This is a genomic window from Paenibacillus sp. USDA918EY, from assembly GCF_009870825.1.
Taxonomy (GTDB): Bacteria; Bacillota; Bacilli; order Paenibacillales; family Paenibacillaceae; genus Paenibacillus_AQ; species Paenibacillus_AQ albilobatus.
Genome location: NZ_WTWY01000003.1, coordinates 13,402 through 37,965 on the forward strand (window position 1 = coordinate 13,402; position 24,564 = coordinate 37,965).

Consider the following 24,564-nt stretch of genomic DNA (forward strand, 5'->3'; position numbering starts at 1 on the left):
TTCTTGCAATGCCAGGAAGCAGTGGATTATCATTACACTAATAAAAAGGGCTGTACCCCGGTCTTTAACAGACCTCGGGTACAGCCCTTGCTTTTCAACTTTATGTTCGTCAGGTTCGTCCGTCCAGCTCGATCAGCCAGCAGTCCCGGTAGGCCCCTTCATGCCATTCATGCCGCGGCAGCAGCTTTTTCTTCACGAACCCGCATTTTTCGTAGACGTGGAGCGCGCGGGCATTCCATGCCTGCGGATCCATAACGATCCGGTCCGCCTGCAGCTCCGACAGCAAATATTTCGCCACCGCCTGAACCAGCCGCGTACCGATTCCGCGGTTCCAGCAGTCCGTCTCGCCGATAAACTGGTCCATGCCGAAGATCCGCTCCCGCGTGCCTGCATACCCGTACAGCTCCCGTTCCTCCTCGTCGATTTCATAATATTGAACGTATCCTACGGGCCGGTCCCCGTACATCACGATGTTCCGGACCGAATCGCTGTCCTTCCGGTAAAAATGCGCGTACACCTGCGCCAGGTCATGCGGCCGGTCCCGGCCTTCGTAAAATTCAAGCACGCGCGGGTCGCTGAGCCACGCTGCCAGCAGCGGAGCGTCTTCCTCCGTCAATGATCGAACCGAAAGCTCCCCTTCGCGAATCCGAATCATGCCCGCTCCGAAAGATATGTATTGATTTGCGCCATATGATGGCGGTCATGCTCGTAAAAATCCAGCAAATATTCGTCGACCGACAGCTTGTCTTCATACTTATGCCCGAATTCCGATTCCGGGATGCTTTCAATGACCTCGATGAGCCGCTTGCGCGCTTCCACGGTTTGGCGGATCAAATCCTGCTTGCTCCGGGTTCGCCCGTAAGCCGCGGCGTCGCGATTGAACTCGTCGAAATCGAGCGGCTTCAGCGTCATTGGGCGATGCTCCGCCATGGGCAGAACCGCATTTTCCAAAAAGTATTTGTCCCACAGCATCATATGGCTGATAATGTCGCGCGGCGACCATTTTCCTTCCGCGATCGGCCCGGCCCACGCCTCCTCGGTCAAACGTTCCAGCGATTCGGCAAATCCGGCCAGTTCGGCGAAAGCCGCCAATTTTTCCTGCTTCGTATTCATTTCGAAACTCCTCCTTGGCATGATTCGAATGGGTTTCCTTTCCTGATCATACCATTCAACGGATTTCCCGACAAGAACATTTGTTTGGCCCCGCTTGATAAAAAACCACTGGGAAAACGGGAAGCCGCCAAGCTGCAACAACGAAAATACGACCGGCGAACGTCGCGAAAGCCGCTTCATCCAAAACCGCTGCCGATCGCGGCTTCCCCCCTATATAATGAATTACAGCAGCAAGCTTTTTTTCCGGAACAAGAGGATTCCTGCCGCAAATCCGGCAATGCCGACCGCCAGCAAAATCAGGACGACCGGCGTCCAACGGACCTCCCCCTTGACGATATCCGCGGTATTGAACAGCGAAAACAAGGAAATATGCTGCATCCAGGACAGCTTCTCGCTGATTTTGCCCACCAAATTCAGGCTGAAAAAACCAAATACGACGAAGCCGGAAAGGCCTAGCGCCCGTTTTTCGTCGCCCGAAACCGCAGAAATAAAAAAGCTGATGCCGCAAACGGCAAAAAAGAGCAAAAACGCGCCCAGATTCAGCAGCAAAAAGCTGCCGGAATCAAGCTCGCCGACATCGCCGATGAACCAGGCGTATCCTCCGTATCCGGCAAGCGTCGTGACGAGCGAAATGAGGAACAACCCCGTAAGCAGGACAGCCGCCTGCGTAAGCGCCACCTTGACCCGGGTCGTCGGGGCGGCAAGCAGGTACGCCATCGAACCTTGATCGACGAGGCGCGCCATCAGCTGGGTGGCCGTCATGATGCTGAAGATGGATAAAATGAGCACGAACAAAAGCCCGTAATATTCCCCGGAAATAAACGACTCGACGCTGCCGAACCCGTTTTCCAGGCTGAACGCCTTGCTGACTCCTTCCGGCATCGACGCAATGATCGCATTCAAGTTTTCCGACTGCGTGGCCATGCTCGGATAGATCCAGAACATGAGCAGGATGTAAAAAGCGGAACCGAACGCGTAACTCGCCATCGTCCGCAGATGATTTTTGAGCATTTGCCCGTACAACGCCATGTTCATGTCATTGGCCTCCCGTCCGGTCGTAATAATCCATAAAGACATCCTCCAGGTTTTGCGAAAACACGTCGATGCTGCGGATTCTGTACTTGGCCGTTTCCTGCACGAAACGATTGTAGTCTCCCTGCACCGCGACGCGCACCTTGTTGTCTTGGCAAGAGTCGATTTTCATGCCGCTGCAAAGAAATGCATCCCGGTCTTCCGCAAGCTCGAAGGTCACCTCGAACAGTTTCCGCTGCACGGCCTGCAGCTCATGGACGTTTTTGACGGCAATGATTTTCCCGTCCTTGATGATCGCTGCCCGGTCGCAGGTCCGCTCGATTTCCGGAAAGCTGTGCGAAGACATCAAAAACGTCGTGCCTTTCGCCTTTTCCTCCAAAACTAACTCGATGAACACCTTTTGCATCAGCGGATCGAGCCCCGACGTCGGCTCATCCAAAATGATCACCCGGGGTTCGTGCATAAACGCGGCCACGATGCCGACCTTTTGCTTCATGCCCTTGGACATCTTCCGGATCGGCGTCCGTTCGTCGAACTGCAACCGCCGGACGAGCTCCTCCCTGCGCTTCGGATCGACGCCTCCCTGCATCCGGGACATAAAATCAAGAAAGGATTTCCCGGTCATGCCTTCCATAAAAGCGATCTCTCCGGGCAAATATCCGACCAGCTTCTGAAATTTCCCTTGGTCTTTCCACGTATCGCAATCCTGAATCCGGACATATCCTTTTTCGGGCTTCATGAAGCCCATAATATGCCGGATCGTCGTGGATTTGCCGGCCCCGTTCGGACCGAGAAAGCCGAATACCTCCCCTTTTTCCACGGTAAAAGAGACGTCGAATATCCCTTTGCCCCCTGGAAACACCTTCGTTACATGCGACACCGTTAGCATAGCCAGCGCCTCCCGCTTGGGAATAAAATTATGAAATATAACCTATCGAATATTTCATGACCAGATCATACGCCGGAGGATTCTCCCCGTCAATAGAGTTATGAAATATTTATGTGTTATAATTTCATCATTAGGCGGCGAATGCCGGAAAATGGAGCTGATACACGAGTGAACGGCTTTGAACGTAGAGCACAGCAGATCAAAAACCGCATTAAAGAGACGACGTTAAAGATGCTCGCCTCTTGCAGCACTAAGCAAATCCGCATCGCGGACATCGCTGGGGAAGCCGGCGTTTCCCAAGTGACGATCTATAATTATTTCGGCAGCAAGGAAGCCCTGATCCGGGAAGTATTCCGGGACTACGTCCAAGGCGCCATAGATGAATTCGAATCCGTCGTCCGCGGGAACTCCACGTTAAAAGAAAAGATCGAATACATCATTTTGCAAAAGAAAAAAAACTCCCACACCTTCCATCCTTCCGTCCTCGCGGAATTGATGCAGGAGAATCCGGAAATCCGGGAGATCGTCCGCCGAAATTACGAGGAGAAAAGTTTGCCGCTCGTGGCGGAACTGGTCGGCAAAGCAAAGGCAAACGGGGAAATTTCGGACGGCATATCGGTCGAAACGGTCATTATGTATTTGAACATGCTTTACGATTCGTCCGTGCGCATGCTCGCATCGACGCAATACGGCGAAGATCGGGACAAACTCATCGAGGAAATGGTGCATGTATTTTTTTATGGCATTTGTGGGCCCAAATCCCAAAAATGATTCAACAATTGTAAAATCTATGTTAATTTTATGTTTTCATCGTGTAAAAAAACGAATATAGTAATGGTTAGCAATGATCATCGGGGTCGCCGACCGAATCCGAAAATGATGAACGACCCCGACATTCATCAAACCATGTTGTTTAGAAAGGAGCCGGAATGATAGACTTTTCCTTACGTTCATCAAAGCCAAAAACGCCTGTAGTCGCCATCTTCATTCTGTTGCTGCTTAAGCTGTTGCTTTTGCGATATTTTTTCTTTCATGAGATCATGTGGAGCCGGATCGCGGCGGACGCCGCCTCGCTGCTGGTGCTTCTGTCCCTGCTGGAGCTCGTCATCCCCAACAAAGCGAAGGGTATCGTGTACTGGCTGCTCAACTTGCTGTGCTCGTTTATGTTTTTTGCGTCGGCGGTGTACTTTCAGCATTTCAACACCGTTCCGACCTACACCGCCCTCTCCGAGCTGAAGCAGGTGGGAGGCATCAAGGACAGCGTGCAGTCGACCATCGAAACGGCGAATTATCTCTTTTTTGCCGATATCGTCGTGATCACATTGGTTTGGGTCGTCGGCAGGCTGATGGGACGGAGACCGGGCATGTCCGCTCCGCTTCGCAAAAGATGGCCGGCGGTCGTCGGCGTTGCCGCCCTTGCCGCCACGGTATTTTTTATCGCCAATGACCGGGGCATCACGAACGAAGTGCTCCAAGCCGAACACCTCGGCTTCTTTAATTATCAGGTAGCCGCGGGGCTCAAAGCCAAAGAGGAAGCCGCCATCGTCGCTTCCGGCAATATCGAGGAAACGGTGCAGAAAATCGAGTCGAAGGAAGCGTCGTTCACATATCAGGATCATCCGGAAGCGCAGCCGAAGTTTTTTGGGGCGGCCAAAGGCAAAAACGTCATCGTCATCCAAATGGAGGCGTTCCAGAACTTCCCGATCCATTTGAGTCTGGATAACCAGGAATTGACCCCGGTGCTGAACAGCCTGGCCAAAGACAGCTTTTACTTCTCGCGCGTATTCCAGCAGATCGGGCAAGGCAACACCTCCGACGCGGAATTCATGAGCAACACCTCGATTTATCCGACGGCGACCATCGCCATGTCGACGGGCTTCGGCGACCGCGAGCTTCCAAGCATGCCGCGGCTGCTCGAGAAAAGAAATTACGAAGCAGACACGTTTCACGTGAACGACGTCAAGTTTTGGGATCGGGACAAGCTGTACCCGGCCTTGAATTTTACCCATTACTACGACAAACCGAACTATAAAAACGACCACTTTAACGAGTTTGGCGCGTCGGACGAAGAATTGTACAAATTCGGCGTCCAAACGCTGTCCAAGCTCCACCAGGAGAAAAAACCTTTTTACGCGCAGTTCGTGACGGTATCCAGCCATTTTCCGTTCAACGTGCCGGAAGACCGGATGAAGATCAGCATCCCGGATGCCTTGAAAGGAACGCAGCTCGGCAATTATTTGGCTGCCGTCAATTACACGGATTATGCGATCGGAACCTTGATCGACCAATTGAAGCAAAACGGCATGTGGGACGACACCGTGCTTGTCATCTACGGCGACCACTTCGGCCTGCAGCCGCAGGATAACGATCCCGCGATGGTCAGCCAGGCGCTGGGCATCAAATACGATCCGAGCGTCACGCGTTTCAACATTCCGCTTCTGATCCACGTGCCCGGCTTGCCGGGACAGGAAGTGAAGCAGGTCGGCGGGCAGGTGGACATCATGCCGACGCTCGCCAACCTGCTCGGGATATCGCTGAAAGAAGAAAACTTCACCGCATTTGGCCATGATTTGCTGAACATCGACCATAACATTGTCGGCAGCCGTTATTACTTGCCGACGGGTTCCTTCTTTAACGACGACATTTTGTACGTTCCGGGCAAAACGTTTGAGGACGGCAGCGCGGTCAACCTCGACACGCTCGAACCTGTCGCCGATTTCGCCAAATACAAACCGGATTACGAATACAACCTGTCGCAAATGAAGCTGTCGGACGAATACGTCAAACTGCTGCCGAAGCGGGAATAATTACGGCCGTTATCGAAAAGCGCAAAAAAACACACAAGCATCCTCTCCATGGAAGCTTGTGTGTTTTTTATCATTCACTCCGCGACGATGAGCTCGATCCCTTTTTCCCGCAGCAGCCTGGCATCCGTGCCTGCGATGTGGCTGTCCGTAATGACCGTGTCGATCTCTTCCCAGCCGGCCACATGCGTAAACGCCTGCACGCCGATCTTGCTGGCATCGGCCAATAAATACACGTTTGCGGCCTGTTTGATCAGCTTATGTTTGACCATCGCCTGCAGCTCGTTCGATTCGCTGATGCCCCGCTCCGGGTGAACCCCTTTGCATGAAACGAACGCTTTTTCGACATAGTAGGCTTCCAGGCTGCGCTCGGCCATCGGACCGACGTACGAAAGGGATCTTGCCGCCAAAATGCCGCCGGTCGAGATGACCTCGATTTTTTCCTTCGACGACAGCTCCAGCGCCACCTTGATGGAATTCGTCAACACCGTAAGCGGAATATCCGGCAGGATCGACGCCATGTACCACGCCGTCGAGCTGGCGTCCAGCGCGATCCGGTCATGCGGCTCGATCAGGGCGACAGCCGCTTTGGCGATGCGTTTCTTTTCCTCCTGGTGCATCACTTCCCGTTCGAAATACGGCGTTTCGGCCTGCGTCTCTTTGACGCTGACCGCCCCGCCGTGGCTGCGCCGAAGCTTGCCCTGCTGCTCCAGACGGTCCAGATCGCGTCGGATCGTTTCTTCCGTGACCCCGCACAGCTCGCTCAGCTCGGATACCCGGATGCTGCCCCTTTCGTTGACGAGGCTTACGATTTTATCGTATCTTTCCGCAACTAACATAGCTACCCTCTTTCATCGCCGGCCTTCCCGCCAGCCGGATTCACCTTGGAATTTCGCAAAATCAAAACCTATTATACCAAAACTCCGGGAGCAGGCGCATGTTCTTGAAGCGGCCTATCCGACAATCAACGCATAGGCCACGCCCGGGCCATGGACGCCGATCGTGAGGTCGTTTTCGATGTCCGAGGATCGGCTGGGCCCGGAGATAAAATGCACGCCTGCCGGGAAACGGTCCCCGGGGACGCTCGCGATCTCTCTCATCGCTTCGCCAAGCCGCGTTAGCATGCGCTCCGCCGGAATGACGGCGATGAGCACGTTCGGCAGCAGCGATACCGAGCGGCCTTTGTCCTTGGAGGATGTCACGACAACGGTGCCGGTGTAAGCAACCGCATGATCGACGAGCACGATTCCGACATCCGCATGCTCGCAGATGGAACCGGATCCTTCGGGATCGAGGCCGTTCCAGGCATGATGCGAAAGCTCAGGCATGACGCTCTCCAGCGCAAGCCCCCCGAGCTCAGGCAAGTTTTGCCGGACGGTGGACTTCGCCTGCTGCTCTCTGGCGATGCGGGCGATGACCTGCGGCAGTTCGGACATCGAAGCGATTCGTTCGGGATATCCGCCGGCTGCCTTCCAATTGTCCATGAACCGCGTGATTTTGTCTTCGGCCCCCAGCTCGTAGGAGGTCCAGAAATCCGGCGCCCCCCGGAACGGATGCACCGGGGCCGGGCTAACCGTCGATCGCCCCAGCCTGCTTGCGATGTTGCCGATAAACCGCTTTTCCGCCTCAAGCGATTCGCGGTATAATCCGGCTAAAAATTCCGGATCGGATTTGGTCATGGTTGCCTTCCTCCCTTCTCCCGGTCCTGAACGATTTTTTCCATGCGCGACTTCATCTCGTCCGTCATCGGTTTGAACGAATGCTCCGCTTCCGAAGCCAGCTTCGCCCATTGCTCCCGGAACGACTTTTCAGGCAGCGCCGGAATATGGCGGTATGCCGTCCAGCCGCCGAGCGGTCCGATGCGCGATTTGATGACCCCGCCCCGTACCAGCAGCTTTTGCCCCAACTGCCCCGCCTTGACCGCACGCTCGAACCAGGCGTGATTTCCCATCAGCATTTTGAAGCCTTTCATCGCCATTTTTTCGCCGGGGGCGGTCACCCCTCGTTCCACCTTCCGGTTGCGCAAATAAACGAGCATGTCATGCAGCGGGATTTTGACGGGACAAGCTTCGTAACAGGCGCCGCAAAGGCTGGACGCATTGGCGATGTCGCGCCACTCCTCCGCGTTTTTGTTGAGCGCCGGGGTCAGCACCGCCCCGATCGGGCCGCTGTACGTTCCGGGATAGGAATGTCCGCCGATATGCCGGTACACCGGGCAGGCATTCAGGCAGGCGCCGCAGCGGATGCAATTGAGCAGCTCCTGAAAATCCGGGTCCCCGAGCTGCAGCGACCGCCCGTTATCCACGATGATGATATGCATTTCTTCGGGGCCGTCCCCGTCTTCCGTCCGCCTTGGGCCTGTGATGCCGGACATGTACATCGTCATCTTTTGCCCGGTCGCCGATCTGGGCAGCAGCGTGGCCATCACTTCGAGATCGTCCCAAGTCGGAATGAGCCGTTCCATTCCCATGAGCGTAATCTGGATTTTGGGCACCGTGCTGACCATGCGGGCGTTGCCTTCGTTTTCGAAAATGACGACGGTGCCGGTTTCGGCGATGCCGAAATTGCAGCCCGTCAGCCCGATGTCCGCTTCAAGAAACTTGTCGCGCAGCTTGCGTCTCGCAAAACCGGCGAGCACCTTCGTTTCCGGCGGCAGCGTTTCTCCGGCCTCCTTCGACAGCAGCTCGGCGATTTGGCGGCGGTTTTTGTGAATGGCCGGAATAATGATATGGGACGGCGGTTCGTTGGCCAACTGGATGATGTATTCGCCCAGATCGCTTTCGATCGATTCGATCCCGATTTGTTCGAAAGCTTCGTTGATATGGACCTCCTCGGAGACCATCGATTTGGATTTCACCACGGATTTCGCTCCCCGGTGTTTCGCGATGTCCAGGGCGATTCGGGCCGCATCCTTCCCTTCCGGCGCAAAATGGACGTGAACGCCTTGCGCGCGGGCATTGTCGATAAACCGGCTCAAATAATGATCGAGGTGCGCGACCGTGTGGGCCCGGATTTGCCGTCCGCGCTCCCGCCACTCCTCCCAGTTGCCGTGTTCGGCCGTCGCCGCCTTTTTCCCGTTTTTCAGCCTTTCGGTCGTAAACTTGACGGCGTCGATCAGGAACTCGTCCTGAAGGGCGGCTTTGGCCCGCTCCTTGACGTTAGACCCCTGCGGTTTGCTCACGGTTCCTCACCCCTTCGTACAGCAGCTCGGCCAGATGCATCACGCGGACCGGCTTGCCCTGGAATTTCAGATTCCCGCCGATGTTCAGCAAGCAGCCCATGTCCAGTCCGACGAGCACTTCGGCTTCCGTCTCCAGCACATGCTGGCTTTTTTCCGCGACCATCGCCCCGGATATTTCGCTCATCTTGATGGCGAACGTGCCGCCAAAACCGCAGCAGTCTTCGGCATAAGGCAGCGGGACGTATTCCATGCCTTCGACATGGCTCATCAGCTCCATCGGCTCGTCCTTGATCCCCAATAGCCGCGAGCCGTGACAGGAAGGATGGTAAGTCACTTTATGCGGAAAATACGCCCCGACATCCGTAACGCCCAGCACCTGCACGAGAAATTGGGTGAACTCGTACGTTTTTTCTTTCAGACGGTTGCTTTTTTCAAGCAGCACAGGGTCGTTTTCGAACAGCTTCGGATAATAATGATGGACCATGCCCGTACACGAACCCGAAGGCGCAATGACAAAATCGCAGTCGTCAAACGCTTCCAAAATCGTTTTGGCCGACGCCCGGGCTTCATCCCAATAGCCGCTGTTAAAGGCCGGCTGGCCGCAGCAGGTCTGTACCTTCGGAAAATCCAGCCTTACCCCGTATCGGGCCAACAGCTGCGCCATCGCTTCGCCGATCGGCGGAAACAGCGCATCGCTGATGCATGTAATAAAAAGCGATACTTTCATCCCGGCTTCTCCTCCTTTGCTCACAGGTCAGGATTTTGCAAAATCCTCAAGTAAAAATCGATTCGGGCCGACGCCCGGATAGAAAATCAATCCCCACATGCCCGGGGCGCTTCTCGCTTTGCGCTTGTTCAGGCATGACGGGGATTGGGGTATTTATGACATCAAGATGACGGCAAACGGGAGCGGGCAGGAATTACCGCGTAAACGCCGCAGGCACCCCGCCGTCGATCGTCAGCATGCAGCCGGTCGTTTTTTCGGCTTTCGACGATGCGAAGAAGGCGATGCCTTCCGCCACGTCCTTCGGATAAATATTGACGAGAAGCGTCGTTCTTTTCCGGTAATGCTCTTCCAGCTGATCCGGTTCGATGCCGTAAGCCGCGGCGCGTTCATTGCGCCAGTTGGAATTCCAAATCGCGGAACCCTGCAAAATCGCGTCAGGCAAAATCGTGTTGACGCGGATGCCGTGTTCCCCGCCTTCAGCCGCGATGCAGCGTGCCAGATGCGCTTCAAGCGCTTTGACGGAACTGTAGGCCGTCACGTTTTTGCCTGCATAGACGGAGTTTTTCGATCCGACGAAAATCATGCTGCCGCCGAGTCCCTGCTCCTTCATCTGCTTGAATGCTTCGCGTGCCACGAGGAAGTAGCCCGTGCCCAGCACGTTCATGTTCAGGTTCCATTCCTTGAGCGATGTCTCGTCGAACGGGCTGGAGGTCGCAAGACCGGCGTTGTTGACGATAATATCGACGCCGCCGTAAGCGAGCGCCGTTTCGCCAAGCGCCGCGATGACCATTTCTTCGCTGGTCACGTCCATTTTAACCGCTTTGGCCCGTCCTTCGCCATACTGCGCATTGATTTCGGCCGCTACCTTCTCGGCGCCTTCAAGATTGAGGTCCGCCAACACGACATGGGCCCCTTCGGAGGCGAGGCGCCGGGCCGTTTCGCTGCCGATGCCGCCCGCGCCGCCGGTAATAAACGCGACCTTGCGCGAAAACTCTGCTTCGGCGGGCGCCAGCGTCAGCTTATACAGCTCAAGCGGCCAATATTCCACGTTGTAGGATTCGTTTTCGTTCAGCGACACGAATTCGCCGAGGGCCGTCGCGCCTTTCATGACGGCAATCGCGCGGTGGTACAGCGCGCCGCTGACGCCGGCCATCGCCAGGCTTTTTCCGGTGTTGACCATGCCGATTCCCGGAATGAGGATGACGCGCGGAGCCGCTTCGAACATGACGTCTCCTTCATGCTTGTTCCGTTCGAAATAAGCTTTGTATTCCTCCTTGTATTCTTCGATGCCTTTGCGCACCGCTTCCTTCAGTCCGGCTGCCCCGTCGGAAGGCGACCATTCCACGAACAACGGAACGCGTTTCGTATGCACCAGGTGATCCGGGCAAGCCGCGCCGACCTGGGAAAGCTCCTTGGCGTTTTTGCTGTTGACGAACTGGAGCACGTCGTCCCCGTCATCGTACGAGCAGATCATTTTTTTGCCGTCGCTGACCGCGCCGCGAATGACCGGCATCACTTCCGCCAGGATCGCTTTGCGCTTCTCTTCCGGCAATGTTTCCGCCTGGCGTCCGCCGAAGACTTGATCCTCCTGAATGCGTTCGTTGATGTAGCGCTCAGCTTTTTGGATCATGGCGATCGTTTGGTTGTAGCACGCTTCCGACGTTTCGCCCCAAGTGACCAGGCCGTGTTTTTCCATCAGGACGAGCTGGGCGTTCGGGTTGTTTTTGACGCCTTCGGCGATCATTTTGGATAACGTGAAGCCCGGACGGATATAAGGCACCCATACGAAGGTGTCCCCGTAAATCTCTTTTGCGATTTCTTTGCCGTTATCCGCGCAGCACAGGCTGATTATGGCATCCGGATGCGTATGGTCCACGTGCGGATAAGGCAGGAATGCGTGCAGAAGCGTTTCGATCGAAGCCCGCGGATGTTTGCTGTCGATCATGCAGTGCGACAAGTAAGCGACCATCTCCTCGTCCGGCATTTCATCGCGTTCGATGAGCGGACGGATATCCTCCAGGCGCAGTCCCGTAAAATGCCCGGCTTTCATCGTCGCCAGGTCGGAGCCGCTCCCCTTTACCCACATCACTTCCACGTCGCGGCCGCGGAAATCCTTTTCGGTCGTTTTCAGCGAGGTGTTTCCGCCGCCCCAGTTGCAGACGCTCCGGTCGCTGCCGATCAGGTTGGAGCGGTAGACGAGTTCTTCCACGCCCGCTTTCGATTTGGATGCTTCTTCGTTATTCCAAAGACTTTGAACCATGAATGATGCCTCCTATATTAAATGGTTTTGTTTTTGTTTGTTTCCATTTGAATTGATTTGATTATAACAGAACGTTTTTGATTTTACACCCATTTTCTTCGTTTTATGTCTGATTATTTTTAAACCGTCAATAACAAAAAAAGACGGAACCGGCAGCAGTGCCGGTCACGCCTCTTTTCAATCATATGAATCATGTTGATCACGCGTTTAGCGGAGATCACGAAATTCGATCCGCGAGCAAAATGACATGGTCCTTATTTCACGGTATAACGTTCTTCGATCTTGAAATATTTCCAGATAAAAACCGCGAGCCCCCAGATCACCAAAAACATCGCTACCAGGAAATAGCCCAAATTGCCGAAATCGATGGCGGCGACCGCATTCCATACGCCACCGGTTAAATGAAGCTTTTCGGTTGTCATTTGCGCCAGCTCCACGATGCCGACCGCCAGCGCGGCCACGACGGAAATCGCCGTTACGATCAGGTTATAGTACACTTTGCGCACCGGACGGTCGTTCGCCCACGCGTAACTCTTGGTCATCATGATGCCGTCCAGCGTATCAAACAGGCTCATGCCGGCCGCAAACAACAGCGGGAGGGCGATGATGCCCAGCACCGGAAGATTGTTGTTCGCCGCGCCCGCCGACATCGTCAGCAGCGATATTTCCGTAGCCGTGTCGAACCCGAGTCCGAACAAAAAACCGATCGGGTAGATATGCCAGCTTTTCGTTACCAGCTTGAATAAGGAACCCAAGTAACGGGTGAAAAAGCCCTTCGCCTCAAACATGCTTTCCAGCTCGGATTCCCTTATCTTTTCTTCCTTTATTTTGCGGAACGCGTTCCAAAGCTGGATGAACAAAACAAGGTTGAGCACAGCCAAAAACACGAGAAAGACGCCCGAAACCGTCACGCCGATCATTCCGCCGATTTCCTGCATGCCGGACATGTATTTGGCCACGAACTTGACGGACACCGCGGTCAATACGGCCAGCAGAAAGACAACCGTCGAATGGCCGAGCGAAAAATAAAAGCCGACGCCCCTGGAATCCTTCTTTTGCGCGACCAGCTTGCGGATGGTATTGTCCACCGCGGCGATATGGTCGATATCGAAAGCGTGGCGCAGGCCGAAAACGTACGCCGCGATCCCCATCCCGATAAAAGACGGGTGTGCCGGCACGACGGTAAACAAAGCCGCGATGCCAAGCACGTGGATGATAAGAACGATAAACAAATAACGGTTTAAAATAAATCTCATGCTTCTCCCCTTCGTCCGGTTTCTTGATCAAGTCAGCAATCGCTTCGCCTTCCACCTCGCCCTCGTAAACGGTTTACCCCTGAAATCTGAAATCATCCAAAAAATTCCATTCCTTGAAACATGCCGACCAGCGCTTCCGCCCCGACGACGCCAAGCATAAGCTTTACAAGTTTGGAATCCCCAAACAATCCCAACACCCATTGGCACCAGGATATTTCTTCGCGGTCGAGCATATTTCGCCGGTTGAGCAGGATGTACCGCCCGAAGTGCTTCGAGCCTGCGGCAGGGCCGGTTTCCTTATGCTCCTTCTCCACTTTCGCGATTTTTTTCTCGCGCTGCTCCACTTTTTTTCCGAGAGCCGATATCCGGTCATAGAGCAGCTTTTTGGCGCCGTCTTCGTCCGCCAGCCACATCGCGTTGATTTTGATCAAAAACTCGTCCCTAAGCGCCGGTTCCGCCGGCTGTTCGACGATCCAAGCCTTTAATGCTTCTTTTCCTTCGTCCGTGATGGAATATACTTTTTTGTCCGGTTTGCCCAATTGTTCCACATGTTCGTAAACCAATAATCCCTTTTGCTCCAATTTGGTCAAATGCGGATAAATCTGGCTGTGTTTGGCCGGCCACAACAGTTCCAAATAGGCCGCCAACTCGTACCCGGAGCACGGTTTCCTGCCAAGCGCGCTAAGAATAGCGTATTCCAGCGTGTTCATCTCTTCTTCATTCCCTACATCTGTATAAGTGGTGTCAAGACCTACATATGGTCCGATTTTCCTACTTATTGTACCAGCTGTCGTTCATAAAGCACAAAAGTTTTTATCGCTTGCGGGAAAAGAAACCCGGCATTCCGAAAAAGCCGTGCCGGGTCTTATACATTAATATTTGCGCAAAAAGCTTGGAGTCGTGCCGAACAATTCCCCGCCGATCCACCGGTGGCATGCCGAGTGCATGGATTCGATGGATTGGGTCGAGCGGCCCAGCACGCGGAGCATCAGGCCCGGAATCGGCAGCAGGGACATGCCGAAGCGGACCGGGCCCGGCGCCTGCTGCAACTCGTTATACAGCCGATCGAGAAAATCCTGATCGATGCGGTCATGGACCACCATCATCGACCCCATATGCGTGCAGCCCTCCATGACGCCGATCGCATGCATCGGCTGCTCCGCCGGGTTCAATTTGATATGGTCGTATACCGCCAATTCCTCGTCCACATAAATTTCATTGACGAACTGAAGGCAATCGTAGCTGAATTGTTCCCCGTCCGGAGACCAGCCGGGGGTGACGATTTCCGAATATAGCAGCGACGCTCCTTTTTCCATTCGGATCGCCGTTTTTTGCTTGTAGCGCGCGTTTTTGTACCCGATCAACGGATCCGCGATATATTCAAGGTAGCTTCCCTTTTTCAGGATGATTTCGGTTTCCTGATAAGCCGGACGGTTCGGCGTTTTGTATATTTTCGTGGCCGATTGCGTCGTCAGCGTCAAACGGGCGCCTTCCCGCAATGAAATTTTCATTTGGTAGCGGTCCCCGTCCAAATAGCCGCCGCCCGGATTCAAAATATAGTAGCAGGCCTGCCCGGAATGATCGTGGTACACCGGCCGCATGACCTTGAACGCTCCTTGAAAATAGACGTTTCCGGCAACCGTTTTTCCGCTTCTCTCCTCTGCGTCGAGCCGAAGAATGCCCGTCCAATCGCCCATTCTATTCCAAACCCTTTAAGAACGCGTTTTGCTTGATCCAGTCGATGACCTTGTCCAGGCCCTGGTTGTCCTTCAGGTTGGTGAACACAAACGGCTTGTTCCCGCGGAACACCTTCGTATCCGACTCCATCACTTCCAGGCTGGCGCCGACATACGGCGCCAAGTCGGTTTTGTTGATGATGAACAAATCCGATTTGATCATGCCTTGCCCGGCTTTCCGCGGAATTTTCTCGCCCTGCGCCACGTCGATGATGTAAATCGAAAAATCAACCAGCTCAGGGCTGAACGTCGCCGCCAGATTGTCTCCGCCGCTTTCCACGAAAACAAGCTCGACGTCCGGATGCCGCTCCAAAAGCTCGTCGATTGCGGCAAAGTTCATCGAAGCGTCCTCGCGGATGGCCGTGTGGGGACAACCGCCGGTTTCCACGCCGATGATCCGGTCGGCGGGCAAAACGCCGTTGGCCATCAAAAACTTGGCGTCCTCTTTCGTATAAATGTCATTGGTTACGACCGCCATGCTGATCTCGCCGTCGAGATGGCGGGTCAGCTTTTCCACCAGCATCGTTTTTCCTGCACCGACAGGTCCACCGATTCCAATCTTGATAGGTCCCATATTCCACACTTCTTTCTAAAAGGTATTGATGTCAAGACATAAAGATCCGAACATGAATCCGCTCATGTTCCATTTGCGACCGTTCAAGCCCCGGCGACACGATGCCGAAATCGTCCCGGTCCATGCGCCCGACCTTTTCCGCGGCGACGGCGATCTCCTCCTGAAAATGGCGAAGGACCTTCTGTCCGGCCGTCTGTCCCAAAGGAATGGCGCGCACCGCATTTTGTACAAGGCTTGAAACGACCGAATAGAGATAATACAAAACCGTCGCCGGGCCGGACGCTTCCAAATGATAACCCGCCATCGCAAAAACAAGGGCCGGATGGCCGAAGCTCTGTTTGGCGGCGATCCGTTTGCGGTATGCGGATAACGCCGGCTCCGGATACAACGTCCCAACCAGTCCGAGCATCCGTTCACCCATTTTTTGCGTCCCTTCCCTCGTTTCCCGGGGCAAGTTTTGCGCATGCAGCATCCGGTCCAGCTTCCATATGTCATCCAGATTTCCGTTCTGCAACGCTTCATGCGCCAGACGCACGGCCAATCCGTCCGCATAAACGAGTTGGCCGTGGACGAACGTATGCAGCCATTCGGCGAACGTCGCCTGATCGCGCACCCGGTCTTCCTGAATGTAGCTCTCCAATCCGTAGGAATGGCTGAACGCTCCGGTCGGGAAGTTGGAATCGCACAGCTGGAACAAAGCAAGGTTCCGATTATCCATGGCTATGGCCGATATGGCGGAATGCCTGCTTCACTTTCCGTTTTTCCCTCGCGTACGGAATACCCAGCTGCGTCAGCAGTTCCTCTACCAGGTAGTCGTACTGCACAAGCATTTCGTCCCCTTCGAATTGGGCCGGCAGGTGCCGGTTGCCGAGCTGGTGCGCGATATTTCCCATTTCCATCAGGGTGCGGGGGCGGATGACCAGCAAATCGTCGGAATGGACGTCCACCACGATCATGTTTTTGTCATCCATGTACAACACGTCCCCGGCCACAAGATCACGCGGTTCCGCGAGCCGGATGCCGAGCTCGTTGCCGTGGTCGGTCGTTACCCGCTGAATCCGTTTGACGAGATCCCCGCTTTCCAAATACACTTTTTCGATATGGCGTTTTCCGATCTCATCCCGGTCCATTTGTTCGATATTCGCAATGACCTTTTCAATAATCAATGATTTCACCTCTAGAATAAGAAATAACGTTGCCCCATCGGCACGTAGTCGACCGGATCGCAGGTGATCCATTCCCCGTTGACCCGAACCTCGTAGGTTTGCGGATCGACCGTAATTTCCGGCGTCTCGCCGTTCAGCTTCATGTCCTTTTTCGTCAACCCGCGAATGCCGCGGACGGGAAGAATCATTTTTTCCAGCCCCAGCTGCTCGTGCACCTTATGGTCAAACGCGTGCTGGGAAATGAAGGTTGCCGAGCTCTTGGCAAGGGCTTTGCCGTATTGGGCGAACATCGGGCGGTAAATGACCGGCTGCGGCGTCGGAATCGATGCGTTCGCGTCGCCCATCAGGCTTTGCACAACCATGCCGTTCTTCAAAATCATTTCAGGCTTGACGCCGAAAAATGCCGGCGACCACAGCACGAGATCCGCCATTTTGCCCACTTCGACCGAACCGACGTATTCCGAAATGCCGTGCGTAATCGCCGGATTGATCGTATATTTGGCCACATAACGTTTGGCGCGGTTGTTGTCGGCGTATTCGCCGTCTCCGGACAGCGAACCCCGTTGTTTTTTCATCTTGTCGGCCGTCTGCCACGTCCGCAAAATCACTTCGCCGATCCGGCCCATCGCCTGCGCATCCGAGCTGACCATGCTGAACACGCCCATGTCCTGCAAAATGTCCTCGGCCGCGATCGTTTCGCGCCGGATCCGGGAATCGGCAAACGCCAGGTCTTCCGGGATGGACGGATTCAAATGGTGGCAAACCATCAGCATGTCCAAATGCTCGTCGATCGTGTTCACCGTATACGGCAGCGTCGGGTTGGTGGATGAAGGAAGCACGTTCATGTAGCTCGCGGATTTGATCAAATCCGGGGCATGTCCGCCGCCCGCGCCTTCGGTATGGTACATATGGATGACGCGGCCTTTGATGGCAGCCATCGTGTTTTCCATGAAACCGCCCTCGTTCAGCGTATCGGCATGGACCGCAACCTGCACGTCGTATTTGTCCGCTACGCTCAGTGCATGATCCAGCGCGGAAGCGGTCGCCCCCCAGTCCTCATGGACCTTCAGCCCGATCGCGCCTGCCCGCACCTGCTCGGCGAGAGGTTCCTCGGTTGCGGCCTGGCCTTTTCCGGTAAAGCCGACGTTGATCGGCAAGCCTTCGGCCGCCTGCAGCATGCGGTGAATATTCCATTCGCCAGGGGTGACGGTCGTCGCCTTCGAACCCGCGGCAGGACCGGTCCCCCCGCCGATCATCGTCGTCAAGCCGGAAGAAAGCGCCGTTTCGATCTGGCCCGGATTAATGAAGTGAACATGCGTATCGATCCCGCCGGCCGTCACGATCATGCCTTCCCCGGCGATAATTTCCGTGGAGGCGCCGATCACGATATCGACATGGTCCATAATGAGCGGATTGCCCGCTTTGCCGATGCCGGAAATTTTTCCGTCGCGGATTCCGATGTCTGCCTTATAAATGCCCGTATAGTCCAAAATGACCGCGTTCGTAATGACCACGTCCGGAATGCCGTCCCCGCGGGTCACAAGCGGATGCTGGCCCATGCCGTCGCGGATCACTTTGCCTCCGCCGAACACGACCTCGTCGCCGTACGAGGTGTAATCCTTTTCAATTCGGATGAAAATGTCGGTATCGGCGAGGCGGATCGAGTCCCCGGTCGTCGGGCCGTACATTTGGGAATATTGGCTTCGTGGCATGCTAAAACTCATTTGCGATCCCCGCTTTCTACGGATCCGTCCGTTTTGTTGTTAAATCCATACACCCGGCGTTCGCCGGCATAGTCGATCAGTTCAACTTCTTTTTCATCCCCCGGCTCAAAACGAACCGCGGCTCCGGCCGGAATGTTCAGTCGTTTCCCGAAACCTGCCTCCCGCTGAAAAACAAGCGCTTCATTGACTTCATAAAAATGAAAATGAGACCCGACCTGCACGGGACGGTCCCCCGTGTTTCTGACGGTTACCTTTGATGCGGTTTTTCCGGCGTTGCAAACGATATCTTCGTTTTTCAAAATGATTTGCCCTGGTATCATCGATTGTCCCTCCATCGGCATTCTCTATCGGATCGGGTTATGTACCGTCACCAGTTTCGTTCCGTCCGGAAACGTCGCTTCGACTTGAATATCATGGATCATTTCCGGCACGCCTTCCATGACGTCATTCCGGGTCAAAATGGTGGCTCCGAATTCCATCAGCTCCGCAACCGTTTTCCCGTCCCGTGCCCCTTCCAGCACCTCATACGTAATATAAGCAACCGATTCGGGATGATTCAGCTTAAGCCCTCTTTCCTTTCTGCGCCGGGCCAGATCCGCGGCGACCACGATCAGCAGCTTATCAATTTCACGAGGCAATAATTGCATGAACAAGCCCTCCTTTCAATAGGCATGAATTTTTGAAAAAACTCCCTATGTTTGCGGGCCTCATCTCCTTTCGCAAATTTGAGATTGATCCTCTACGCGTCTTAATATATCATAATTGTTACATATATAACAAGTTATATATGTAAGTTAGATACATATATATCTTTCTATATATGTAAATTCCAAGAATTATTATTCTTGGCTTTCCATTCCGATCTGGAAGGAGGCGAACCCGGCGAATTTTTTTACATACTACCGGAAGGAAGGGAAGATTGATGGAGGAACATGCTCCGAATGAATCAAACGGGAACTTGTTGTTCACTTTAGGGAGCGCGACGTTGAAAGGGATTTCCCAAGTCATTTTTATTGAAAATGCGGTGACGGGGCTTTTGGTTTTGATCGCCATTTTTCTGGCTTCGGTTCCCGTCGGCATCATCGCGTTGTTGTCGTCTTTGATCGGCGCATGCATCGGATGGTTTGGAGGAATGGACAAAACGATCGTCCGGCAAGGTTTGATGGGCTTCAACCCCGCCTTGGCCGGCATCGCCATTGCCATCAATTTGACGGGCGGATACCGCTGGCCGATCGCCCTGGCCGGAGCGGTCATCACCGCTTTCGTCACTGCAGCCATGATGCATTTCATGCGCAATGCGGGCATCCCCGTGTTTACGTTTCCGTACATCGTCGTGAGCTGGTTCGTGCTGCTGGCTTCATACCGGCTCGGTTCGATTCGGCTGAATCCGACGCTCGTTCCGCAGGATCTTTCGAATTGGAAGCTGCATCAGGAAGGGACGTTCAACTGGATCAGCGGGCTTGTGCGGGGAATTGGACAAGTCTATTTTCAAGGCGGATTTTGGTCAGGGGTCATTATTCTGGCAGGGGTCGTGTGGGGCGGCCGCAAAATCGGGCTGTTTACGGTCATCGGGTCGGCCATCGCCTGCCTGACCGTTTACGGTTTAAGCGGGGAGATTACGCTGCTGAATGCGGGGCTTTACGGTTACAACGCGGTGCTGACGATTCTGGCGGTCGGGGTTGTGTTCGATGCGGGCAGCCGCATGGCGCAGGTAACGGGAATCATTGCGGCCATCGTATCCGTGCCGGTGACGGCGAGCATCGACAGCTGGCTGCTGCCTTACGGCCTGCCTGCTTTTACCTTCCCTTTCGTGCTGTGCGCCTGGGTGTTTCTGGCGGCAAGAAAGGTCGTCCCGAGAATTTGATGCGCAAAAAACCCCCGTGTAAAGCGGGGGCCAAAACGCTTATATCAGAAAAAAAGCCCCAAACTCGTTTTGGGGCCATGCCGTAAATTCGGATGTCCCTCCCCCCTTGGAGCAACGGGAGCCTTTCGCATCCTGTCGGCTGCCGGCAGCATCCGCTGGTGCGATGAAAAACCGTCCGTTTGGCATCCGTTCCTACGCTGCACTTCCGTTTCCAAAGGCAGCCGGATCTCGCCGACATGTTCGTTCCGGGCGGCTCCCGGCCAAGGAGATTCGGGCGGCGTTTCACGGTTCGAATGAGCTCCGCGAAACTATGGCGCAAGGGACAGGGACATCACTATATTGTATAAGGCAGCGCCCGAAGACATGACAAACTTTTCGCGTTTTCGAAAGCTATCTTGCCTTGGCCCGCTTCATGAACGTTCCGCGCGAGGGCTCGGTTTTCCGTTCCTCCGGCTCATCCGTCTTGTTCTGCTCCGGTTTGACCGCAAACAAGGTCAGCAATCCGCCAACCGCCCCCACGACGGCCATAACGCCAAACAACACCCAATGATTCGTCTTCATCAGAAGAGAAACCGCCGGCGGTCCCAACGAAACGCCGATAAATCGCATGCTGCTGTAGAGGGAGGTAATCGTTCCGCGCTGCTTTTGTTCGATGCCTTCGGTAATGAGTGCATCCATGCAGGGCAAAGCGGTCCCGATGCCGGCGCCGCAAAGCGAAAAAAAAGCGACGACGAATATGATTTGGCTGCTGAAACCGGTAATGACGAGACAAACGGTCAACACCGCCATGCCGCAAAACCCGGTCCATTTCATCCGTTTTTTGTGTTTGCCGATCACCTTCCCGGCCACGAAAGAAGCTAGGCAGAGCAGCGCCAGCGGAATCGCCAGCACCAGACCCTTAACGACGCCGTGCAGACCGTATTGGCTTTCGAGCGTTTCGGACAAATAAAAAAGAACGCCGAACAAAATGAACATGCTGATTCCGCCGACGGCAAAAATGGCGTACAGCCATCTTCCTTTTTGCCGCAAAATGGTTTTCGTGTCGCGCAGGAACCGGCTGATCGAATGGTCGCTATCCTCCGTCTTCTTTGGAGGTTTGACGAAAAACGCGACCATCAACAACGAAATGACGCATAAAACCGGAATGCTCAGAAACGGCAAATACCAAATGACGCTTGCCAATAAAGCTCCGAGAATGGGGCTCAGCACCTTGCCGAACGTATTGGAGGTTTCGATGATCCCCAGGCTTTTGCTGACGTCATCCTCTTCCTTGAACATGTCCCCGACGAGCGGCAGAACGATCGGGAACGCCCCGGCGGCACCGATCCCCTGCAAAAAACGGCCGGCAAGAATGATCCAGTATGCGGTGATGCCTCCGGTCATCCACGCCGCAACCCCGGATACGGCACCGCCTACGGCGGCAATGATCAAACTGGGAATAATGACGGCTTTCCGCCCGTACCGGTCCGACAAATAACCGGCGATCGGGATCAAAAGAATCGCAACGATGGCGTATACGGTAATGAGCATGCTGACCTGGAACGGACCGACATGCAGCTGCGCCGATATTTGCGGCAAAATGGGAATCAGCATGGAATTGCCGAGCGTCATGATCAAAGGAATGGATGCCAGCGCCGCCAAATCCCACTTTTTGTCTTCCATGGCAGAACCACCTTTATGTTCGTTAACAACTTGTTTTATTGTGGTTTCTTTTGTCCGGAACTATGCAGCAGGAACTTAAAGCGCTTCGCTTGCTCCCGACACATCTTGAAAAAAGCCGCCTCCCCCAGCGATTACGCTGAAGACGGCGGCCGAAATTCTGCCCTTCTCCTATGTTTCCAATGTATATTTTGCCGGATCGATGTCCCGGATAAACCGGCTTGGCTCGCCCAAGCTGAACATGCAAAGCTGGTGCATCGCGCGTGTGCAGGCCGTATAAAACAGCTTGCGTTCCGATTCCCTGTCGTATGCGTCCGAAGATGCGTCGTAGATGACCACTGCGTCAAACTCGACGCCTTTGGCCAGGTAAGAGGGAATGACCAAGGTGCCTGTAACGAACGAAGGCGTCGTTTTGGCTATTTTTTTGAGCGGAAGCTCTTCTTTTAAAGATTCGTATACGAATTCGGATTCTTCGGCCGTTTTGCAAATGATCGCCGTATGCTCATAACCCTCGTTTTTTAATTCCTTGATTTTTTGCACGATATGTTGATGGAGCTCCTCCCGGCCGTTGACCTTCCGCAGCACGGGTTTTTCCCCATGGCGGTTGAACGGCACGATCGATTCGCCACCCGGCATCATGCTGCGCGTGAAATCCACGATTTCATGCGTCGAGCGGTAGCTGCGCGTGAGGGAGATGACCTCGGTATGTTCTTCCCCGTACAGCTTTTTCAAAGATTCAAGACTGCCGCCAAGCACGTCCGTGTGGGCGTATATCCCTTGGTTCAAATCCCCGAGCGCCGTCATGCGTGCGCGCGGAAAAATCCGCTTAACGTATTCAAGCTGAAACGGGGAGTAATCCTGCACTTCGTCGATGAAAACGTGGCGAATGACGTTGTTCACCTGGAAGCCTTTCAAAAGATCCTGCAAATACAGATAAGGCGTCACATCTTCATAAGAAAGCTTGCCTTCGCGGATCGTTAAAACCGTTTGTTTCCCGATCTCGTCCCATTCGTCCGGCAGCTTGCCTTCGCTGACTTCCAAGAACAGTTCTTCGTTCAGGAACAGCTCCTCGTACATCGCCTTCACGTCCACAAACCGCGTTCTTTTGATCCATTTACGCACCGGCTTCAGCCATTCGTTGACCACCATTTTGGCCAACAGGCTGCGCTCGAGCTCGAAGTCGTCAAAGGTTGCGTTTTTGGCTCCTTGCTTCCGCCGCATGCGCGTATAAGCCTTCTGGTATTCATCCGGATCAAGCAGCTGAATTTGTTCGTCCACCCAAGGCTCTTTCCGTTCCTGCTTGGCGAATTGCGCCAGCTCCTTCAGCAGCCAATCCTTGAGCAGCTCAACCCGGTTGGCAAGGCGAACGCCTTGGTCAAAACCGTAAAACTTCTCCTCCATCGCCTGCTCGGAAACGATCAGGCGGCCTTTGAACCGGACCGGTTTGAATTTCATCCCGCGATGCTCCAACCGTTCCTTGTACCGCTGGATTGTTTCGAGAAAATGCGGGGAGGATTTATATGCGATCGAAGCCCGCTTTGCTTGCAGCCACGGCCCTTCCTCGGCTTTCAAGATCGCCTCCATCTGCGAAAATACGTCCTCCAGGTCGAATTCCCTGCCAAGCCGATGCTCCAGATATGCCTGGAATGTCGTCTGCAGCATATTTTCCTCCCCGAGTTCGGGCAGCACGGTCGAGACATAGCTGTTGAACATCGGGTTCGGGGAAAACAGAAGAACCTGATCCGCTTTTAGCGTCTCCCTGTATTTGTACAACAGATAGGCCACCCTTTGGAGCGCCGCCGAGGTTTTCCCGCTGCCGGCAGCCCCCTGCACGACAAGCATCCGGCTTTTGTCGTTGCGGATCACGGCGTTTTGTTCCTTTTGAATCGTTGCCACGATGCTTTTCATTTGGCTGTCCGAGGAGTGGCTGAGCACCTGCTGGAGCAGCTCGTCGCCGATCGTGACGCCGGTATCGAACATGACCTTGATGCGGCCGTCGCGAATGACGAACTGGCGCTTCAGCTCCATTCGGCCGCTGATTTCGCCGCCGGGCGTTTCGTAGGATGCCGGGCCCGGAGCGCCGTCGTAATACAGGCTCGAAACCGGAGCGCGCCAGTCATAAACGAGAAACGTCTCCTGATCGTCGTCGAGGAACGAAGCGATGCCGAGATAGATTTGTTCCGTCCGCGGCTGCCCTTCTTCAGTAAAATCGATGCGTCCGAAATAAGGAGAGTCGACGAGAAGCTTCAGCTTCTTCAGCGTCTCCGATGCCTGCAAATGCGCGCGTTCACGTTCGGATAACACTTGGGATTGCTGGCGCAGGCTGGTGGACGTTTCGCCCAGATCGTCGGAGCTGCTGAAGTTGACCCTGACTTCATCCCAGAAATCTTTCCTGAGCTCGACGACATCGCCCCGAACGACGCCCACGTCCGCTTCAAGCGCTTTTTTGCGGACGGCGACTTTGCCGGTTACCATGTCTACCCGCCGCTGTTCGTCCTGCCAATCCTGATCGTTCAAATCCATGCCCGTCTTCATCCCCTTTTACATTTGACATTCTCTTTCTAATATGTTATAATATT

Annotated in this window: 23 protein-coding genes; 3 read left to right on the forward strand and 20 right to left on the reverse strand. The window is 54.5% G+C overall.

Annotation, left to right across the window (positions count from 1 at the left end):
* Positions 1-109 precede the first annotated feature (109 nt).
* The 4 genes from GQY55_RS07810 to GQY55_RS07825 all read right to left on the reverse strand — a co-directional run bounded on the left by GQY55_RS07810 (position 110) and on the right by GQY55_RS07825 (position 3,034).
* Positions 110-655: a GNAT family N-acetyltransferase gene (locus GQY55_RS07810; protein ID WP_160039910.1), complete on the reverse strand. Its 546-nt coding sequence runs from the start codon at positions 653-655 to the stop codon at positions 110-112.
* On the reverse strand, positions 652-1,113 hold the full coding sequence (locus tag GQY55_RS07815) for a DinB family protein (protein ID WP_160039912.1): 462 nt from the start codon (positions 1,111-1,113) through the stop codon (positions 652-654). The genes GQY55_RS07810 and GQY55_RS07815 overlap by 4 nt, the downstream gene beginning before the upstream one ends.
* 222 nt (positions 1,114-1,335) lie before the next feature.
* Complete coding sequence (locus tag GQY55_RS07820; RefSeq protein ID WP_160039914.1) at positions 1,336-2,148, reverse strand: ABC transporter permease subunit; 813 nt, start codon at positions 2,146-2,148, stop codon at positions 1,336-1,338.
* A 1-nt stretch (position 2,149) separates the two neighbouring features.
* A complete protein-coding gene (locus GQY55_RS07825; RefSeq protein WP_160039916.1) occupies positions 2,150-3,034 on the reverse strand; it encodes an ABC transporter ATP-binding protein in 885 nt (294 codons plus the stop codon).
* A 168-nt stretch (positions 3,035-3,202) separates the two neighbouring features.
* Here GQY55_RS07825 and GQY55_RS07830 point away from each other — a divergent pair, with 168 nt between their 5' ends.
* Together GQY55_RS07830 and GQY55_RS07835 are read left to right on the forward strand one after the other, a co-directional pair.
* Entirely contained in the window at positions 3,203-3,805 is a 603-nt protein-coding gene (locus tag GQY55_RS07830; protein WP_160039918.1) for a TetR/AcrR family transcriptional regulator, read from the forward strand.
* A 269-nt stretch (positions 3,806-4,074) separates the two neighbouring features.
* A complete protein-coding gene (locus tag GQY55_RS07835; RefSeq protein WP_236575485.1) occupies positions 4,075-5,841 on the forward strand; it encodes an LTA synthase family protein in 1,767 nt (588 codons plus the stop codon).
* A gap of 74 nt (positions 5,842-5,915) precedes the next feature.
* Here GQY55_RS07835 and GQY55_RS07840 read toward each other — a convergent pair whose 3' ends face one another.
* From GQY55_RS07840 to GQY55_RS07905, 14 genes are all read right to left on the reverse strand, one after another.
* The gene (locus GQY55_RS07840; RefSeq protein ID WP_160039922.1) at positions 5,916-6,677 is read right to left on the reverse strand and encodes a DeoR/GlpR family DNA-binding transcription regulator; all 762 of its coding nucleotides are present in this window, start codon (positions 6,675-6,677) and stop codon (positions 5,916-5,918) included.
* Between the two features lie 114 nt (positions 6,678-6,791).
* Positions 6,792-7,517: a LutC/YkgG family protein gene (locus tag GQY55_RS07845; RefSeq protein WP_160039924.1), complete on the reverse strand. Its 726-nt coding sequence runs from the start codon at positions 7,515-7,517 to the stop codon at positions 6,792-6,794.
* On the reverse strand, positions 7,514-9,019 hold the full coding sequence (locus GQY55_RS07850) for a LutB/LldF family L-lactate oxidation iron-sulfur protein (RefSeq protein WP_160039926.1): 1,506 nt from the start codon (positions 9,017-9,019) through the stop codon (positions 7,514-7,516). The genes GQY55_RS07845 and GQY55_RS07850 overlap by 4 nt, the downstream gene beginning before the upstream one ends.
* A complete protein-coding gene (locus tag GQY55_RS07855; RefSeq protein WP_160039928.1) occupies positions 8,997-9,746 on the reverse strand; it encodes a (Fe-S)-binding protein in 750 nt (249 codons plus the stop codon). The genes GQY55_RS07850 and GQY55_RS07855 overlap by 23 nt, the downstream gene beginning before the upstream one ends.
* A gap of 193 nt (positions 9,747-9,939) precedes the next feature.
* Positions 9,940-12,006 (reverse strand): bifunctional aldolase/short-chain dehydrogenase, encoded by a 2,067-nt coding sequence (locus GQY55_RS07860; RefSeq protein WP_160039930.1) that lies wholly within the window; start codon positions 12,004-12,006, stop codon positions 9,940-9,942.
* A 254-nt stretch (positions 12,007-12,260) separates the two neighbouring features.
* Positions 12,261-13,262 (reverse strand): HoxN/HupN/NixA family nickel/cobalt transporter, encoded by a 1,002-nt coding sequence (locus tag GQY55_RS07865; RefSeq protein ID WP_160039932.1) that lies wholly within the window; start codon positions 13,260-13,262, stop codon positions 12,261-12,263.
* A 92-nt stretch (positions 13,263-13,354) separates the two neighbouring features.
* Positions 13,355-13,972, reverse strand: coding sequence for a PadR family transcriptional regulator (locus tag GQY55_RS07870; protein ID WP_160039934.1), 618 nt, complete (start codon positions 13,970-13,972; stop codon positions 13,355-13,357).
* 162 nt (positions 13,973-14,134) lie between these two features.
* Positions 14,135-14,959 (reverse strand): urease accessory protein UreD, encoded by an 825-nt coding sequence (locus GQY55_RS07875; protein WP_160039936.1) that lies wholly within the window; start codon positions 14,957-14,959, stop codon positions 14,135-14,137.
* A 1-nt stretch (position 14,960) separates the two neighbouring features.
* The gene (gene ureG / locus GQY55_RS07880) at positions 14,961-15,572 is read right to left on the reverse strand and encodes an urease accessory protein UreG (protein ID WP_160039938.1); all 612 of its coding nucleotides are present in this window, start codon (positions 15,570-15,572) and stop codon (positions 14,961-14,963) included.
* Positions 15,573-15,603: 31 nt separating this feature from the next.
* Entirely contained in the window at positions 15,604-16,290 is a 687-nt protein-coding gene (locus tag GQY55_RS07885; RefSeq protein ID WP_160039940.1) for an urease accessory protein UreF, read from the reverse strand.
* Entirely contained in the window at positions 16,283-16,738 is a 456-nt protein-coding gene (gene ureE / locus GQY55_RS07890; protein WP_160039942.1) for an urease accessory protein UreE, read from the reverse strand. The genes GQY55_RS07885 and ureE overlap by 8 nt, the downstream gene beginning before the upstream one ends.
* Positions 16,739-16,749: 11 nt before the next feature.
* The gene (gene ureC / locus GQY55_RS07895; RefSeq protein ID WP_160039944.1) at positions 16,750-18,462 is read right to left on the reverse strand and encodes an urease subunit alpha; all 1,713 of its coding nucleotides are present in this window, start codon (positions 18,460-18,462) and stop codon (positions 16,750-16,752) included.
* Positions 18,459-18,782, reverse strand: a complete 324-nt coding sequence (locus GQY55_RS07900) for an urease subunit beta (protein WP_160039946.1) — start codon at positions 18,780-18,782, stop codon at positions 18,459-18,461. Before GQY55_RS07900 ends, ureC begins: the two co-directional genes overlap by 4 nt.
* A gap of 24 nt (positions 18,783-18,806) precedes the next feature.
* On the reverse strand, positions 18,807-19,109 hold the full coding sequence (locus tag GQY55_RS07905; RefSeq protein ID WP_160039948.1) for an urease subunit gamma: 303 nt from the start codon (positions 19,107-19,109) through the stop codon (positions 18,807-18,809).
* 275 nt (positions 19,110-19,384) lie between these two features.
* On the opposite strand from GQY55_RS07905, the gene GQY55_RS07910 reads away from it, so the two are divergent.
* Positions 19,385-20,326, forward strand: a complete 942-nt coding sequence (locus GQY55_RS07910) for an urea transporter (RefSeq protein WP_160039950.1) — start codon at positions 19,385-19,387, stop codon at positions 20,324-20,326.
* Positions 20,327-20,716: 390 nt separating this feature from the next.
* On the opposite strand, the gene GQY55_RS07915 is transcribed toward GQY55_RS07910, so the two are convergent.
* On the reverse strand, positions 20,717-21,988 hold the full coding sequence (locus GQY55_RS07915) for an MFS transporter (RefSeq protein WP_160039952.1): 1,272 nt from the start codon (positions 21,986-21,988) through the stop codon (positions 20,717-20,719).
* Positions 21,989-22,156: 168 nt separating this feature from the next.
* On the reverse strand, positions 22,157-24,508 hold the full coding sequence (helD, locus tag GQY55_RS07920) for an RNA polymerase recycling motor HelD (RefSeq protein ID WP_160039954.1): 2,352 nt from the start codon (positions 24,506-24,508) through the stop codon (positions 22,157-22,159).
* Positions 24,509-24,564: the final 56 nt, after the last annotated feature.

What these genes read in the sequence shown, in the direction of transcription:
- GQY55_RS07810 (WP_160039910.1), bottom strand. Translation starts at nt 655, where the DNA reads ATGATTCGGATTCGCGAAGGGGAGCTTTCGGTTCGATCATTGACGGAG.
- GQY55_RS07815 (WP_160039912.1), bottom strand. Translation starts at nt 1,113, where the DNA reads ATGAATACGAAGCAGGAAAAATTGGCGGCTTTCGCCGAACTGGCCGGA.
- GQY55_RS07820 (WP_160039914.1), bottom strand. Translation starts at nt 2,148, where the DNA reads ATGAACATGGCGTTGTACGGGCAAATGCTCAAAAATCATCTGCGGACG.
- GQY55_RS07825 (WP_160039916.1), bottom strand. Translation starts at nt 3,034, where the DNA reads ATGCTAACGGTGTCGCATGTAACGAAGGTGTTTCCAGGGGGCAAAGGG.
- GQY55_RS07835 (WP_236575485.1), top strand. Translation starts at nt 4,075, where the DNA reads ATGTGGAGCCGGATCGCGGCGGACGCCGCCTCGCTGCTGGTGCTTCTG.
- GQY55_RS07840 (WP_160039922.1), bottom strand. Translation starts at nt 6,677, where the DNA reads ATGTTAGTTGCGGAAAGATACGATAAAATCGTAAGCCTCGTCAACGAA.
- GQY55_RS07845 (WP_160039924.1), bottom strand. Translation starts at nt 7,517, where the DNA reads ATGACCAAATCCGATCCGGAATTTTTAGCCGGATTATACCGCGAATCG.
- GQY55_RS07855 (WP_160039928.1), bottom strand. Translation starts at nt 9,746, where the DNA reads ATGAAAGTATCGCTTTTTATTACATGCATCAGCGATGCGCTGTTTCCG.
- GQY55_RS07860 (WP_160039930.1), bottom strand. Translation starts at nt 12,006, where the DNA reads ATGGTTCAAAGTCTTTGGAATAACGAAGAAGCATCCAAATCGAAAGCG.
- GQY55_RS07865 (WP_160039932.1), bottom strand. Translation starts at nt 13,262, where the DNA reads ATGAGATTTATTTTAAACCGTTATTTGTTTATCGTTCTTATCATCCAC.
- GQY55_RS07870 (WP_160039934.1), bottom strand. Translation starts at nt 13,972, where the DNA reads ATGAACACGCTGGAATACGCTATTCTTAGCGCGCTTGGCAGGAAACCG.
- GQY55_RS07875 (WP_160039936.1), bottom strand. Translation starts at nt 14,959, where the DNA reads ATGGGCGATTGGACGGGCATTCTTCGGCTCGACGCAGAGGAGAGAAGC.
- ureG (WP_160039938.1), bottom strand. Translation starts at nt 15,572, where the DNA reads ATGGGACCTATCAAGATTGGAATCGGTGGACCTGTCGGTGCAGGAAAA.
- GQY55_RS07885 (WP_160039940.1), bottom strand. Translation starts at nt 16,290, where the DNA reads ATGGATAATCGGAACCTTGCTTTGTTCCAGCTGTGCGATTCCAACTTC.
- ureC (WP_160039944.1), bottom strand. Translation starts at nt 18,462, where the DNA reads ATGAGTTTTAGCATGCCACGAAGCCAATATTCCCAAATGTACGGCCCG.
- GQY55_RS07900 (WP_160039946.1), bottom strand. Translation starts at nt 18,782, where the DNA reads ATGATACCAGGGCAAATCATTTTGAAAAACGAAGATATCGTTTGCAAC.
- GQY55_RS07905 (WP_160039948.1), bottom strand. Translation starts at nt 19,109, where the DNA reads ATGCAATTATTGCCTCGTGAAATTGATAAGCTGCTGATCGTGGTCGCC.
- GQY55_RS07910 (WP_160039950.1), top strand. Translation starts at nt 19,385, where the DNA reads ATGGAGGAACATGCTCCGAATGAATCAAACGGGAACTTGTTGTTCACT.
- GQY55_RS07915 (WP_160039952.1), bottom strand. Translation starts at nt 21,988, where the DNA reads ATGGAAGACAAAAAGTGGGATTTGGCGGCGCTGGCATCCATTCCTTTG.
- helD (WP_160039954.1), bottom strand. Translation starts at nt 24,508, where the DNA reads ATGGATTTGAACGATCAGGATTGGCAGGACGAACAGCGGCGGGTAGAC.